15 protein-coding genes are annotated in these 15,781 nt (G+C 40.4%); 10 read left to right on the top strand and 5 right to left on the bottom strand.

Annotated features, from left to right (window positions below):
* Positions 1-6: 6 nt before the first annotated feature.
* The gene (nuoE, locus tag DPC56_RS07580) at positions 7-453 is read right to left on the bottom strand and encodes an NADH-quinone oxidoreductase subunit NuoE (RefSeq protein ID WP_112094474.1); all 447 of its coding nucleotides are present in this window, start codon (positions 451-453) and stop codon (positions 7-9) included.
* An 88-nt stretch (positions 454-541) separates the two neighbouring features.
* Between nuoE and fdhD the strand changes: the two genes are divergently transcribed.
* Positions 542-1,288 (top strand): formate dehydrogenase accessory sulfurtransferase FdhD, encoded by a 747-nt coding sequence (fdhD, locus tag DPC56_RS07575; protein ID WP_112094473.1) that lies wholly within the window; start codon positions 542-544, stop codon positions 1,286-1,288.
* Between the two features lie 60 nt (positions 1,289-1,348).
* On the opposite strand, the gene hxlB is transcribed toward fdhD, so the two are convergent.
* Positions 1,349-1,933, bottom strand: coding sequence for a 6-phospho-3-hexuloisomerase (hxlB, locus tag DPC56_RS07570; protein WP_112094472.1), 585 nt, complete (start codon positions 1,931-1,933; stop codon positions 1,349-1,351).
* A gap of 104 nt (positions 1,934-2,037) precedes the next feature.
* Between hxlB and DPC56_RS07565 the strand changes: the two genes are divergently transcribed.
* From DPC56_RS07565 to DPC56_RS07540, 6 genes are all read left to right on the top strand, one after another.
* The gene (locus tag DPC56_RS07565; RefSeq protein WP_112094471.1) at positions 2,038-2,889 is read left to right on the top strand and encodes a LysR family transcriptional regulator; all 852 of its coding nucleotides are present in this window, start codon (positions 2,038-2,040) and stop codon (positions 2,887-2,889) included.
* Positions 2,890-2,997: 108 nt separating this feature from the next.
* Entirely contained in the window at positions 2,998-3,930 is a 933-nt protein-coding gene (locus tag DPC56_RS07560; RefSeq protein WP_112094470.1) for a carbohydrate kinase family protein, read from the top strand.
* Between the two features lie 7 nt (positions 3,931-3,937).
* Positions 3,938-5,239 (top strand): phosphomethylpyrimidine synthase, encoded by a 1,302-nt coding sequence (gene thiC / locus DPC56_RS07555; RefSeq protein ID WP_112094469.1) that lies wholly within the window; start codon positions 3,938-3,940, stop codon positions 5,237-5,239.
* A gap of 32 nt (positions 5,240-5,271) precedes the next feature.
* Positions 5,272-6,849: a lysine--tRNA ligase gene (gene lysS, locus DPC56_RS07550; RefSeq protein WP_112094500.1), complete on the top strand. Its 1,578-nt coding sequence runs from the start codon at positions 5,272-5,274 to the stop codon at positions 6,847-6,849.
* Positions 6,846-7,337 carry a UGSC family (seleno)protein gene (locus DPC56_RS07545; RefSeq protein ID WP_112094468.1) on the top strand — a complete coding sequence of 164 codons (492 nt, stop codon included), beginning with the start codon at positions 6,846-6,848 and terminating at the stop codon, positions 7,335-7,337. The genes lysS and DPC56_RS07545 overlap by 4 nt, the downstream gene beginning before the upstream one ends.
* 6 nt (positions 7,338-7,343) lie before the next feature.
* Complete coding sequence (locus DPC56_RS07540) at positions 7,344-8,417, top strand: hypothetical protein (protein WP_112094467.1); 1,074 nt, start codon at positions 7,344-7,346, stop codon at positions 8,415-8,417.
* Between the two features lie 232 nt (positions 8,418-8,649).
* On the opposite strand, the gene DPC56_RS07535 is transcribed toward DPC56_RS07540, so the two are convergent.
* From DPC56_RS07535 to nrdD, 3 genes are all read right to left on the bottom strand, one after another.
* On the bottom strand, positions 8,650-10,020 hold the full coding sequence (locus tag DPC56_RS07535) for a COG1361 family protein (RefSeq protein ID WP_112094466.1): 1,371 nt from the start codon (positions 10,018-10,020) through the stop codon (positions 8,650-8,652).
* A gap of 494 nt (positions 10,021-10,514) precedes the next feature.
* Positions 10,515-11,024 (bottom strand): archaemetzincin family Zn-dependent metalloprotease, encoded by a 510-nt coding sequence (locus tag DPC56_RS07530; RefSeq protein WP_112094465.1) that lies wholly within the window; start codon positions 11,022-11,024, stop codon positions 10,515-10,517.
* Positions 11,025-11,042: 18 nt separating this feature from the next.
* Complete coding sequence (nrdD, locus tag DPC56_RS07525) at positions 11,043-13,358, bottom strand: anaerobic ribonucleoside-triphosphate reductase (protein ID WP_394339532.1); 2,316 nt, start codon at positions 13,356-13,358, stop codon at positions 11,043-11,045.
* A 354-nt stretch (positions 13,359-13,712) separates the two neighbouring features.
* Here nrdD and hacA point away from each other — a divergent pair, with 354 nt between their 5' ends.
* The 3 genes from hacA to DPC56_RS07510 all read left to right on the top strand — a co-directional run.
* On the top strand, positions 13,713-14,969 hold the full coding sequence (gene hacA, locus DPC56_RS07520; RefSeq protein WP_112094464.1) for a homoaconitase large subunit: 1,257 nt from the start codon (positions 13,713-13,715) through the stop codon (positions 14,967-14,969).
* Between the two features lie 13 nt (positions 14,970-14,982).
* Positions 14,983-15,462, top strand: coding sequence for a 3-isopropylmalate dehydratase small subunit (locus tag DPC56_RS07515; protein WP_112094463.1), 480 nt, complete (start codon positions 14,983-14,985; stop codon positions 15,460-15,462).
* A 6-nt stretch (positions 15,463-15,468) separates the two neighbouring features.
* The coding region (locus tag DPC56_RS07510; protein ID WP_245923977.1) for an isocitrate/isopropylmalate family dehydrogenase at positions 15,469-15,781 on the top strand (313 nt) is incomplete at its 3' end.

The following is a 15,781-nucleotide window of genomic DNA, read 5'->3' as shown; positions in this document are numbered from 1 at the left end:
GACACTCTATGACTTTTGTGGGAGTAGTCTTTTTATTTGTCTCGGTTTTATCCTTGATATTACCTTTTCGTTTATCATGGCACATGGTGCGAGTGAGCAGCAGCCGATGCAACCTACAGCTTCTAGGGAGTATTCATTGTCTGGGGTGGTGTCCCCCTCTTTTATTTTGAGGTGCCTTTGAATAGCGTCTATTATCTGATCAGAGCCTTTTACATGGCATGCCGTGCCCGTGCAAACCATTACATGTTTCTTACCTTTTGGCGTGAACCTAAATTGAGCATAGAATGTTGCAATACCATAAATTTGACTCTCACTAACCCCCGTAAACTTCGAAAGCTCCCTTAAAGCATTCTCTGGCAAATATCCATACTTTCCTTGGATATCCTGGAGTATTGGTATAATATCTTCCCTTTTACCTTGATAGGATTCTAATATTTCCCTCAATTTTTGCATTAACGACCTCCTCTACTGGCGAAAATCAACATCACATCAAAGATTTATTCCCCATCTGCCAATATTATCCTAAAGGAGAGGATATTATATGAGATTATATAAGGATGTCATTGCTTTTAAGGTTGATGGAAAAATTGCTAAGGTCAAAGAACGAGTCGTTAAAGATTCAGAAATTCACCTTATAATAAATGAGATGCTCTCCAGGCGTTTCTATGTTACCCCCAATAATTTGAAAGAGTTCACAATAGGATACCTTTTAGGTGAAGGTTTAATCGACACAGTATCTGATATAAAACTTTTAGATATAAATGGGGAAACCATAAACGTGGAAATAAACCTAAAGGATAGCATGGCCAAGGAATCTGTTATAGGATCAGATAGTCTGGGCGGGTGGAGATATAAGATAGAATCTGTGGAAGCAGTCGATTCCACATTTAGCATAACGAAGGATGAACTTTTTGAGGCTTTTGATAGGCTGGTAAAAGGGGCGAGGTTATGGAAGATGACTGGAGGGGCCCATGTGGCCGCTCTTGTAGGCGGGGATAGGTTCATACTTGCAGAGGATGTTAGCCGTCATGTTGCGGTGGATAAGATAATAGGGGCGGGTGCCCTTGATATGGTTGATTTTGCAGAGACTTTTATAGTTTATAGTGGTCGCATGCCAGCTGACATGCTCATAAAAGTTGCAAGGGTGGGTATACCCATCATAGCTTCAAATGCCGCTCCAACATATTCTGGTTACAAGGTTGCTGTGGATGCTGGTCTTACCATGATAGGTTTTGTGAGGGATAGGAGGTTTAATATTTACACCCACCCTGAGAGAATAAAAATATAAATTTTTAGGTCAAGAGTGGGGGGTGGCCGGGCTACAATTGTACTATGAAATGGGTTAATTTCATTCGAAAACGTCATGCATTTTTTTCATATCTTCTTCTTTTTTATTTAGTTTTTCCATTAGCTCTGCTATTAGCCCGTCTAGGAATACTAGAGCAGATACTTCGAATAGTGTCCCTAGGGGTGCTTTTGAGTGGTGTTCGCCCTTCATTTGTCTTTTTATATAATTTTGTTCACCATCTATTTTAGTTTTCCCTTTTACAGTCACTGTAAGATCTGCGATTTTTGAAAGGGATGATTTCGGGTATGATGTTATGGCAACTACCTTTGAACCTCTGTCCTTGGCTATGTTAGCAGCTTTTATAATGTAACTTGTCTCCCCAGATCCTGAGATTGCTATCAGACAATCATCCTCTTTTATGGCTGGGGTTATGGTCTCCCCAACTACGAATACGTTCATGCCCAAGTGCATTAGTCTCATTGCAAAAGCCTTTGCTACAAGCCCTGAACGTCCCAATCCGATCACGAATATTCTCTTAGAGGATGTTAAGGTTTCAATCAATCTTTCTATGGCTTTTTCATCTATGCTCTCTAAAACTTCTTGGATGTTTTTTATGATTAACTTGATAGCTTCTTTTATTATCAACCTTCGCACCTTACCCCCTTTTTATAGGATAAACTACTTTAACTACATTTATAAGATTTGTCTTAAATCCATTATAAAAAATTTTATAGTCCCCGCTGATTGGCATGAAAGAAAAACCAATTATTGGTATCTCCATAGATGGTGTTGAATTAGATTACAAATTACTTGAAATGTTAGAATGGGTCTCAAGGACGTGTTCCCAGAGAAAAGCCGCCGATAAGGTTGGTATAACAGTCCAAGTATTTAATAGGCGCATACTAAAATTCGAGGATAAACTAGGATTCAAGTTAGTTAAAAGTAGTAAAAGTGGTTCTGAACTCACACCAGAAGGGGCTAAAATCCTTAAAAAATACCATGAATACAAGAACCTCCTAGAAGAGAGTGAAAGGATCCTAATAGCAGCCGGTTACATATCCTCCCAGCTTATGATGGCATTAATAGAAGCTTATAAATTAGAAGCGGCACTATACACTTGTAGCGACGATGAAGCATACCACCTTTCAAAAAAATGCAGATTGGACCTAATAGCATTAGATGATCCACTTATAGCATTCAGGAACAACCTAGACTTCATACCAATCGCCTACGACCACCTAGCACTCATACCAGGAGACAAAATCCAAAAGATCAACGAACTTAACAATGCAAGGTTCGTCGCCGTGGAAAACTCCTCACAAAGACTAGCATGGAGAATATTAAGAGAAAAAGGCATAAAGTTTAAGATCGCAAAAAAGGTTAAATCACCATTCCAAGCATTCGAGATAGTGCAAAATAACCCAAAACTTTACACCTTCCTTAACGCGAGCAAATTCCCAGGAAACGACATACTAAAGAATGAGACAAGACACGTGATAAGCATAATACCATTCAACGAACGCATAAACGACTTCATAGACTTCATATCCAACAAAGGACAATCTACAATCCAAAAAGAAGGATTCGAAAGAATCAAATAAAAAACGCCCAAAAAAAGTGAAAGTTTAATATTAACCAGTAACTAAATACCCATACCATCTAAGATGATATTCTATTTTCCCCCCAATCATTTTGCAAGGTGATTCCCTTTGAACGAAATAGACCTACTAGCAATAGGACACACAGCTATCGATTATATAATCCAAATAGACGAATTCCCACCACCCAACTCTTCAGTAACCATAAAAAGGATGAAAAAAATGCACGGCGGCGCCGCTGCAAACGTTGCACTAACCGCATCATCCCTCAACCTCAAAACCTCGCTAGTATCAGCAGTAGGAGGAGACTTCATAGGATCAGAATACCATGAAAAACTCAAAAAATTCAAAATAAACACAGATTCCATGATCATCATAGAAGACGAGAGCACGCCCACAGCATTCATAATGACAAACTCCAAAAAAGACCAGATAAGCTACTTTTACTGGGGAGCGGCCAAAAACTTCAAAAACACTGAAGCACCATACAAGACAATACAAGAAGCCCGCGCAGTCCACCTAGCCACAGGCGACCCATCATTCAATGGCAAATGCGGAGAAATCGCACGAAAAGAAGACAAAATCATATCATTCGACCCGGGACAAGACCTCCACCTTTACACAAAAAAACAACTAGAAAAGGTAATAAGACTAACAGACATACTATTCGGCAACCATTTCGAAATAGACAGAATCCAAAAGAAACTCTCAATGAACATAAAAAAACTACAAGAAATCGGCCCACATATAATAGTGAAAACCTATGGAAAACAAGGCAGCATAATATACGCAGAGGAAAAAATAGAAATAGGAGCTATAGTACGCAGAGCAATCGACCCCACCGGCGCTGGGGACTCATACCGTGCAGGCTTCCTACGAGCCTACCTTGAAGGGGCTGACCTCGAAACGTGTGGAAAATTCGCATCCACAGTAGCATCATTCATAGTGGAAGCCGAAGGCACACAAACCAACATACCAAACTACAAAATGGTGAAAAACCGGTACGAAAATTACTGGAATGAAAAACTAAAACTCAAAGGGTGAAGATCCCATGACACAAATGGACGAAGCCAAAAAAGGTATCATAACAGAAGAAATGAAAGCCATCGCCAAAGAAGAAAATGTCCCAGAAGATTTTATAAGAAGGGGCGTGGCCAATGGTAGGATAATCATCCCAAACAACATTAACAGGGAAGTGAAACCCGTTGGTATAGGTGAAGGGCTCAGAACAAAAGTAAACGCCACAATAGGAACCTCTACAGACATAGTAGACCTCAAAATGGAGGAAGAAAAAGCAAAAATCGCAATCGAAAACAAAGCAGACACACTCATGGAACTCTCAGTCGGAGGCGACCTAGACAAAATCAGAAAAAGAATCCTAGAAATCTCCCAGATACCAGTAGGCAGCGTACCAGTATACCAGGCGGCCATAGAAACCATAAGGAAAAAAGGCGCCGCAATCTACATGGACGAAGACATAATGTTCAAAACCATAGAAAAACAAGCAAAAGATGGCATAGACTTCATGGCCATACACTGCAGCATAAACATGGAAACCCTCAAAAGATTAAAAAGACAAGGCCGCGAAGGAGGCCTCGTGAGCAGAGGCGGGGCATTCATTTCAGCTTGGATAGTTGAAAATGAAACAGAAAACCCACTCTACAAAGACTTCGACTACATCCTAGAAATAGCGAAAGAATATGACTTCGTATTATCACTCGCAAATGGTATGCGCGCAGGGGCGATCGCAGACGCAACAGACCGCGCGCAAGTCCAAGAACTCATAATACTCGGAGAATTAATCGACAAGAGCAGGGAAGCTGGAGTCCAGGCCATGGTAGAAGGTCCGGGGCACATACCATTAGATGAAATAAAAGCAAATGTTATATTACAAAAAAAGTTATGCAAAGGAGCCCCATTCTACATGTTAGGACCTATTGTCACCGACATAGCAGCCGGTTATGATCATATTGTAGCCGCGATAGGAGCCGCAGCATCCGCGGCCGCTGGCGCAGATTTCATCTGTTATGTCACACCAGCAGAACACCTTGCACTACCATTCCCAGAAGATGTTAAAGAGGGTGTTATAGCCACAAGGATAGGAGCATACGTAGGTGACATGTCCAAAGGAATACACAATGGTGAAAAGGACCTTATAATGGCCAATGCACGTAAAAAGTTGGACTGGGAAGCACAATTTGATGTTGCAATGTGTCCTGCAGACGCCAGGAGAATAAGAGAAGAAAGACCACCAGAAGATCCTGACACTTGTACAATGTGTGGAGAGTATTGTGCAGTGAAGATAGTGAACGAATGGCTTGAAAGTGCACAAGAAGATATCTTCACAGACTAAACCTCCAACTTTAGGGGGTTTTGGTGATGACATTGAAGCACTGGGTTGAAAGAATAGCGGACGAACTTAAAAAAAAGGACATAGAAGAACATGTAATAGCCAGTGGAACCTCCATATCAGGAGCCATACATATTGGGAATTCATGTGACGTTTTTATAGCCAATGCCATAACAAGGAGCCTGTTAGAAGATGATATGAAAGCCAAGACCATATGGGTGGCTGATGATCATGACCCGCTCCGTAAAGTACCATACCCCTTACCTGAAAGTTTCGAGAGGTATCTTGGAGTACCATATTCCATGATACCATGCCCCGAAGGCTGTTGTGAAGGATTCGTGGAACACTTCCAAAGACCATTCTTAGAAAGCCTCAAAAAATTCAAAATAAAACTTGAAGCATATTCTGGAGCCCAAATGTACAAGGATGGATCATACAATAAATATATTAGGATATCCTTGGAAAGGGCAGATGATATAAGGAGAATATTTAATAAGTATCGTGAAAATCCGCTCCCAGATGACTGGTTACCCTATAATCCCATCTGTGATAAATGTGGTAGAATAAACACAACCTATGCCAACGACTTCCAAGGGGATACTGTCTATTATAAATGTAAGTGCGGATTTAATGGTGAAACAGATATCAAAATGGGAAATGGTAAACTTACTTGGAGGGTGGAATGGGCTGCGCGATGGAAAATGTTAAATGTCACCTGCGAACCCTTTGGTAAAGATCATGCAGCGAGCGGAGGATCCTATGATGTCAGCAGCGAAATATCCAGGGAAATATTCGATTATCCACCACCATACCCTGTACCCTATGAATGGATAACCTTCAAAGGAGAAGCCATGTCAAAATCAAAGGGCATATTCTTCACACCAGGACAATGGCTAGAAATAGGACCTCCAGAAAGTTTGAATTATTTCATATTCAGGAGCAAACCAATGAAACACAAAGACTTCAACCCTGAAATGCCATTCCTAGATTTTATGGACCAATTCGACCGCACAGAAAGAATATACTATGGCATGGAATCAGCCACGTCAAAAAAAGAAGAAGAAAAATTGAAGAGGATCTACAAGACATCTATGATACAAGAATTTGAGGACTTGCCATTACGTCCATCCTATAGGTTCATGGTAGTGGCCTATCAGATAGCCGGCGAAAACCTTCAGAGAATCTATAAAATCCTCAAGAAAAATTCACAATTACCCCCAGAATTCGATGATAAAAACTTAAATGATCTGAAGAATTTTCAAAGAGAACAACTCATTGAAAGAATAGAACACGTGAAAAACTGGCTGGGAAAATACGCCCCAGAAATGGTGAAATTCCAAGTCCAAGAAAAACTACCCCCAGTAGAACTATCAAAAGAACAAAAAATGTTCCTCAGCGAAGTCGCCGACATCATAGAAGAAAGAAAGTTAACTGCAACAGAACTACACGACGAAATCTACAAGACACTGAGAAAACACAACCTAAAACCAAGAGAAGGATTCCAGGCAATCTACAAAGTCCTTATAGGGAAAAAGATGGGCCCAAGAGCAGCATCATTCCTCCTATCCCTTGACAAAGAATTCGTCATAAAAAGACTAAAACTGGAAAAATGATGATCCTAAGTCCACTCGCAGAAACAGAAAAAAAAGAAACCAGTATAAACAGGATAGGGAAAATAGAGAAAATCACCCTATTCAACAATACAAAACCCAACGCAGACATAATACTCGAAGAAATCCCAAAAAGCCTAAAAGGTAATATAAAAATCTTAAGATCCACAAAACCCGCAGGAGCACCCGCAACAGACAAAAAAATACAAGAAGCCGCACAATCAGACCTCTGCATACTAGCACTTGGAGACTGCGGATCCTGCACAACATGGCTCATACTAGACGCCCTACGCCTCGAAAAAACAGGAACCCCAACTATCACAATCTGCTCAGACAAATTCAGCAAATTCGCAAAAGAACTAGCCACAGCACACGGAGCACCAAAGCTCAGAATAGTCGAAATAAAACACCCAATAGCCGGCCTAGAAAAACAAAAAGTTATCAAAAAAACAAAACAGACAATAAAAGACATCAAAAAACACATACGGTGAAAGACAATGAAAGGATGCGGATGCTACATCGACCTTCAAGTTGATTCTCTCGAAAAAATAAACATGGAATTCTACCAGAAAGGTTTCACCGACGGCTTACCCATCATACCACCCACACCAGAAAGAGTGGAAAAATTCTACAGATATTCCCTAAAGGATCCTGAGGATGTTATAGCAGTTTTACCGCCACGAAATGGTAAAGCAACCATAGAAAAGATCGCGGTAAACGCGGTTATGGCAGGATGCCCTCCACAGTTAATGCCATTCCTTGAACATGCCATCATGGCCATCGCAGAAGAAAAATTCAACTTAGCAGCATTAAATGCAACAACACATCCAATAGCAGTTGCTATGATAATCAACGGGCCGATGAAAGACGAGATAGGATTTAATTATTCAACAGGATGCCTCGGCCCTGGAAACCTTGCAAACGCAACACTTGGAAGAGCCCTAAGACTCTGCTTAATCAATATTGCAGGGGCCATACCAGGGGTGGGGGATCATGCTACCATGGGGTCTCCTGCAAAATACACTTACTGTTTTGCAGAAAATGAAGATGAAAATCCTTGGGAGCCATTACATGTTGAAAGAGGCTTCCCAGAAAATTCAACTACAGTGACTGTCATGGGTGCAGAAGCTCCATACAATGTAAACGACCATAGAAGTATTAAGCCAGAGGATATACTAGACACAATAATACATACTATTTCCACTGCTGGTTCAAATAATAGTCACGTGCCGGGTGAAATATTAGTTATAATGGGTCCGGAGCATGCAAATTCTATTGCAGATGAAGGTTGGGAAAAGGAGGACGTGAAAGATTATATACATGAAAATGCGATGGTTTCGTTGGATTTGGCTGATAGGGGTGGTCGTTCATTCGATAAAAAGTTTGCTGAGGATAATATGGTGCGGATAACACGCTCAAGGGATGATATAGTGATAGTGGTTGCTGGTGGGATAGGTAGACACACACTTGTAGCGCCCGGATTCGGAGAATCTTCAAAATCCATCACCAAACCTTTAAAATTAAAAAATGGGTCCTATGCAACTTCCATAGAAGATTACCTGAAAAGATAATCTTCACAAAAAACAGATAACAGCAAATAATCCCCCCTTAAAAAAATGCTTTTATGACTTGGCCATAATTGATATAAACACATGATAAAATTTCTTTATATGTGAGATCCATGAAAAAAGAAGCCTTTGATACGATTTCTCAATGCTTACCATTTGGCTGTTAAACATAAAACTAGGCAACCCAAAAAACTAAAAAATAAAAAAGGGGGAATTTTAGTTAAAATGTCACATTTTAGTATCCATTATTGTACTGGTCTAGCAGATATGCCCATTTAAGAACTTCTTGTTTTTGTTTCTTAGTTAATGAACTCCAATCACTTGCGTTATGAGTAGCTAAGAACTCATCAGCAGCGACTATTGTAGTTGAGATAGAACTGCCATCAGCTCCATTTGCGATGTTTAACTTCGCGGCTAATAGTTGAGCATATAACTTATTAATACCGTTTGAAGCATCTCCACTCATTGACAACAATTCTCTTGCCTGCTCTGCACTAGTTACCAGCACACTTTTAGCTCCATCTGGTGTACCTAACCAGATGCCTGATCCTAAAAGTGGTGTGACTACATCCTTGTTATTTCCATAGAGGCCAGTATGTGTCTTCCAGTAACCGATAGTTAAAGTACCTTTCGCGCCCATTACATAAACATTTACAGTCCAAGAATCTGAACCAGTTGCACCAGTGTCAGTTGTGACAAAACTTGCAGTGTTAGTGAATGGGTATGGCCCGCCAAGTGTATTAAAAGGTCCAATGGTAATCTGGGTTGGAATCTGATATGAACTGTTAGGCTCCACATATGTGGTCCCTGGCAGAGTAGGGTCGGTACTGTATGTGCCAAGATCTATGACATGTTCCACACCATTTAAGTCGATGTATGTGTCCTTGACTGTGATCGCCTCATCAATTAGAGTGGACTGGGAAGGCCATATAAACGTGGTATCTGGACTTGGACCAAATGGTTGTCCTAGACGTCCTGAATGGTTGGTTATTGTTATATTCGCGCTTATTTTGTATCCTGAGCCTGGTTGCACTTGTTCATCTGTCAATTCGATGGTATATGGGTATATTCCAGTTTCTTCAGGGTCTAGGACAGGGTTTGATGAAACATCCACGGGGTATGAGCCCACAAAGGTCGTGTATCCTCCCCCATCTGGTTTTTTGTACAAGTCTAGTATGATGTTCAAGTTTTCAGTGGCCTTGTCTCCGCCATTAGTGACGTTGACAATTCCAGTGATCTTTCTGATGTCTGGTTGTTGTGTATTGGTGATTGTGACATTGTATGGGATTGTGATTGAATCTCCAACATTGACTGTATATTCTTCTGTGGGGCCTGTTTTCTCAATTGTCCAGGTAAATGGTGTTTCCCAGAGAGGTGTGGCAGTAACACTAGCATTTTTTAATGTGGTCCCTGCTTGACCTTGAATGGGGGCGGCCATTAATGAGAAGTTAGAGTCTTGTTCGTTTGTGTCGGTGGCGGATGCTGCTGAGGATATTGAAAGTGCAATAAGTATCGTTAATGTGACGAAAATGACTTTTTGTTTTTGTATTTTTATTCCTCCAATTAATTTTTTCATAGCGCTATGTTTCTGCTTTAATTTTTTCATAATGCTATGTCATTATATCTATTTATGTTGGATATTATTTAAAGATTTTTAAAATAGTACATAAAATAGAAAAGTTATTCAATATCAAAAATTTTTTTGTATAAATTATTGGAATACACGATAATGATATGTAGGTATGATCTATAATGGGGAGACCTCCCGATAAATGTTTAAATTAGACATGGAAGGGGCTTGAATGGAAACATATAAATTGATTGTAACACATTGTAAGTCCATTACCCATTCAAAGTCAAGGAGCTCAAATCCACTAAGAAAAGTCCAAGTGAAGTCTAAAGCTTTGTGGACTTACCAGATGAAATTATTATCCCAAAAAATTATACTACAAGGGATCTAAATCATTTTCACTACTCGGACTATTTAAATCTATCATTTTATTCAATGGCCTTATTCTGCAAAGAAAAATTTGGACCATGAAAGCTCCCCCTTGCTGTTTAAAAGAATGATTTAATTTCAGCTCAGAGCCCATAAAAAATTTAATTGGCTAGTTTTAATTTCTTTAGACACTTTTTACAGAACATGTAAGTTTTTTTGTCCGTATCTATGATGCTGTTGCTGAAATACATTACACAAGATGGATTGCTGCAATGGGCTAATCCAAAGGCGTGGCCGAGTTCATGTATGGCTTCTTTCAGCATTCTTTCTATGAATATTTTCTTATCTGGATGTTTTAATCTGTACAGGGATATTATGGCAAATTTTCCAGGGGATTCTGCTTCTCCAAATACGAAATTTAGACCTGGTGCATATAAATCTGCGTCGGTTATCCCTAATATGCGATCAAAGTCTTCTTTTATGACACTTTTTAAAAATAATAGTATTTTTGTTGAATTATATTGACCTCTTAGTGGATTATAGGCATTTTCTGGAATATCTAAAAATTGGCTAGAGATTATAACTTTAGTGTTAAGAATTTTACTTATACAGTTTTTCAGGATTTCTAGGATTTTTCCTTCAATTTTTCCAATTGCTTGTATAAGTATCATTGTGTTCTGAATTACCCCTTATAGGTTGTAGCGTTTTCTGTCGAGTAGTTCTTGTCTTTTCCCTTTGTTCCATCCTCCGCTTGATGATTTGGCTCTTCCGACCTGTTGCACGTATCCTGTTATGCGGTCGTACCATTCTACTTCATCTTTTTCGCCGCAGTTAGCGCAGGTCTCCTGGAGTCCTCTCATTAGGGTTTTACATCTGAGACAGAAGCTTAGGGTGTTGCTGTAGGCCCAGAATCCTATGTCTGTATTTTTGCAGATGTTTTTTGTGAATTTTTGGAGGGCTTGGGCGTCTGGTTGTGCTTCTCCAAGCCATGCATGGAATATATGTCCTCCTGGTGTCAGTGGATGATATTTTTCCTCTATTCTTATCTTTTTCACAATATCTACTTCGGAGTCTACTGGAACGTGACTTGAATTGGTATAATAGTATGAGTCTTCCTTTCCTTGGAGTATGGCCTTTTCACTGTGTAATTCACTGTCTAGCATTGCGAATCTGTGGGCTGTGCTCTCGGCTGGCGTCTGTAGGACGCTCCATCGCAGTCCTGTTTCTTTTTTGAGTTCCTGGGCGCGTTCATATAAATATTTTATTACCTTGAGTCCGAATTTGTTGGCATCAGGATCTGTGATGCTGTTTCCTGTATGATATTCTAACATTTCGTTTAGGCCGACGTATCCAAAGCTTAGGGTTGCATTTTCTATCCTATAATAGTTTTCGCCTTCAATCTCTTGTGTGAGGAATGGTAATAAATTATAGTCATTTAGACATTCAAGAGCCTGTTTTCTTCTCAATTTTAACACGTCTATTGCAAGATCTAGGTATTCGTCTAGATAATCGAATATCTCATCGTCGTCTTTTGCCTGGTAGGCTATTCTTGGAAGGTTTAATGTTACATATGCAAGGTTTCCTGTTCTGAGACAATCTTTTTCCCAGTCTCCTGTCCAGTTATCTGATAGGAGTGTTCTGCACCCCATGTAATTGGACATTTCGCCCCTGTAATCTGCTAGCATGTTAACAAAGTATGCTGTCCCATACTTAGCAGCTAATTCATGTACAAGGTGTAGGTCATCTTCAAATTCGTCCTTGAGGGTTTCCCTGCGAATAACATAGATTGTGTTCGGGAATAGGTGGGGTTTGCCATCAGCGTCTCCTTCAAGGAGCACTTCAGTAAATGCCCTTGTAACTTGCCTAGCCTCTTCATAGAAGTCTCCGTAGACTCCTACGTGTTCGCCTCTGGGCCCGTAAGCTGGTACATCTAGTAGGAAGTCTGGTACTGCGAATTCTAGGTTTATGCTTGTGAATGGGACTTGGCTCCCTCTTGCGGCGTATGCCATGTTGAGGTTGAATATGAACATTTGCACTGCTTGTTTTATCTCATCATAGGATAGTTTGGCGGCGAATGGTGCTACGAATACGTTCCAGAGGCTCATGGCCTGGCCGCCTGACATGTTTTGTTGTGCTGCTAGCATTATCTCTCCGGCATGGTTCATGAGGGTTTCAAGGTGTTTTGGAGGTCCGGCGACTGATGTGTGGTCTCCTGTGCCGTCGACTCTGAGGCCGTGTTTTATGAATAATCTTAGATCATGTTGTAGGCAGTTTAGTGGTCGGGCTGCGAAGAATTCTAGGTCGTGTATGTGGATGTCTCCTGACATGTGTGCGTCTGCTAGGCGGTGTGGTAGTATGTGGAGTAGGGTGTATTGTTTGAGTGCTTCGTCGGCTACATATTTGTGGACTGTTTCTGGGTTGTGTATCATGTTTGCGTTGTCCCTGGAGCCTTCGGTTATGAGTTCTGTTATGTTGTATACTGGTATTCCTAGTCTGGTGTATTTTCTTCTTAGTTTTTCTAGGCCGTGTTCGATGAGTTTGGTGTTGACCATTTCCCTTATCATGGGGGCTGTAAGGTATTCTACGTCAAGTTTTTTAAGTTCTTTCCACACTTCTGTGGCTATTCTCTTTGCTAGTTGCGGTGACGCCCCAGCTTCTTTTATTAGGCTTTTCTCTATCTTTTTCTGGTCGAATGATTCTATTGTGTCACGTGATGTTCTAACTTTTAATTTTCTGGCGGCTAGGTATTTGTCTGCTGTTTCTTCGTCGATTTCTTTTAGTGAAGTGTATACTAACATTTTTATTTCTTTGGTGGGGATGCCATCGTAGGCTGATTTGGCGACTTTTGATGCTATTTTTTCAGCGGCCCAGAGTGGTGAACCGACCATTAATAGTGATTTGACGAGTTTTTCGTGGCTGAATTTTTCTCTTATCCCGTTGTTTTTTTCAACGCTAATATCTGCTTTTGAAGGAAGTGCAGCTAAAACGTGCGAATCTTTAATCACAAAATCACCACTTTTAAATTACAAACCATATTTTTTTTGGTGGAAAAAATTACTAAGAAGTATTATATCAGAAGCTATATATTAATTCTACGATTTTTTTAGGTTAATAACCCCTTTATAAAGGGATTACCGGTGATTAATAAGTTTTCTATGATCCTTTATAAATAAATCGGAAGAAAACTTCCGAATCATTTTATCCATTCTATGGGGGTATGATTAGTTACAATAAAATGGTTTGTATGGGGTATTTCTAATATGCATTTATATTGTACAAAATCAAAACATATACCAGGATAGGAAAGAGCGCCTTATTCTATAATCGCTCCAATAATTCTAAATCTAGGAGGATTAAACATGCCCATGACTATTTCTGAAAAAATACTCGCAAAAGCCGCTGGTAAAAAGGAAGTAGAAGCCGGTGAAATAATAATGGCCAACATAGACGTGGCCATGATGCATGATCTAACAGGTCCGCTCGCCGTTGAAGCATTTAAAAAAATAGGATCGGAAAAAGTATGGGATCCCTCCAAAATCGTTGTACTCTTCGACCACCAAGTACCAGCAGATTCCATAGAAGCTGCTGAAAATCATATAATCATGAGAAAATTCGTGAAAGAACAAAATATAAAGGACTTCTATGACGTCAGAGAAGGTATATGCCACCAAGTACTCCCAGAAAAAGGTCATGTCACCCCCGGAGATGTTATAGTTGGAACAGATTCACATACTTGCACCCACGGAGCCCTCGGAGCATTCGCCACCGGTATAGGATCAACAGACATGGCAATGGTCCTAGCCACCGGAAAACTATGGTTCAAAGTCCCAGAAACCATCCAATTCAAAATAGAAGGCCAACCCAAAGATCATGTATATGCAAAGGATATCATATTATATATCATAGGGAAGATTGGGATAGACGGAGCCACATACAAAGCCTGTGAATTCACAGGAAGCACAGTGAAAAACATGAACATCTCAGAAAGACTTGTGCTCTGCAACATGGCAATCGAAATGGGTGGCAAAACAGGAATCATAGAAGCAGATGAAAAAACCATAGAATACGTGAAAAAAAGATCGAAAAAACCCTACAATGTCATGAAAACAGACCCTGACGCACCTTCACTCGAAAAAATACAAGTAAACATCGAAGGCCTCGAACCACAGATAGCATGTCCACACAACGTAGATAACGTTAAACCAATAAGTGAAGTGGAAGGAACAGAAATAGACCAAATCTTCATAGGGTCATGCACAAACGGGCGCATAGAAGATCTGAGAGACGCTGCAAAAATACTAAAGGGTAAAAAAGTATCAAAAAAAGTCAGAATGCTAATAATACCCGCCTCAAGGGAAGTTTACACAAAAGCATTAAACGAAGGCCTAATAAAGATATTCATAGATGCAGGTGCAATAATATGCAACCCATGTTGCGGCCCATGCCTCGGAGGACACATAGGACTCCTCGGACCCGGGGAAGTCAGCCTTTCAACTTCTAACCGGAACTTCAAAGGCAGACAAGGAAGCCCAGAATCGGAAGTATACCTATCATCCGCGGCAGTGGCCGCAGCCTCCGCAATAAAAGGAAAAATAACACACCCAAAGAATATCTAAGGTGTGAAAGTCCATGAAAGGAAGAGTTTGGAAATTTCCAGATAATATCGACACCGACCAGATAATACCTGGCAGATACCTCGTCATAAGAGACCCCAAGGAACTTGCAAAACACTTAATGGAAGGTATAGACCCAAAATTCCCAGATAAAATTAAAAAGGGCGATTTCATAGTGGCGGGAAAAAATTTTGGATGCGGTTCATCAAGAGAACACGCCCCCTTAGCCCTAAAGGGTGCTGGGATATCAGCAGTAATCGCAGAATCCTTCGCAAGAATATTCTACCGTAACGCAATAAACCTTGGAATACCCCTACTAGAAGCCCCCGGCATATCAAAACACTTGAAAACAGGAGACGAAATAGAAATCGACCTAGAAAAGGGTATAATAAAAAAGAATAAAAAGGAATTCAAATTTAAAAAGTTACCAAAATTCATGGTCGAAATACTTAAAAAGGGTGGTTTAATCCCCTACCTCAAAAATAAAAACTGGTGAATTCACATGTACAAAATAGCAGTCATACCAGGAGACGGAGTCGGCAAAGAAGTAATGGACGCCGCACTTCACATACTCGGCGGCCTAGATCTAGATTTTGAATATGAATTCGCAGAGGCTGGAGATGAATGCGCAGAGAAAACAGGAGACCCACTCCCAGATGAAACCCTAGAGATCATAAAAAAATCAGATGCTTGCTTATTCGGCGCTGCTGGAGAAACCGCAGCCGATGTCATAGTTAAACTCAGGCGTGAGTTGGATTTGTTTGTTAATTTGAGGCCTGTTAGGTCTTTGCCTGGTGTTGGTGGTTTGTATGGTG

The sequence above is a fragment of the Methanothermobacter tenebrarum genome (genome assembly GCF_003264935.1).
In the GTDB taxonomy this organism is placed as follows: Archaea; Methanobacteriota; Methanobacteria; order Methanobacteriales; family DSM-23052; genus Methanothermobacter_A; species Methanothermobacter_A tenebrarum_A.
Note: the sequence above shows the minus strand (reverse complement) of the source record. Positions and strands in the feature narration are given on the sequence as shown.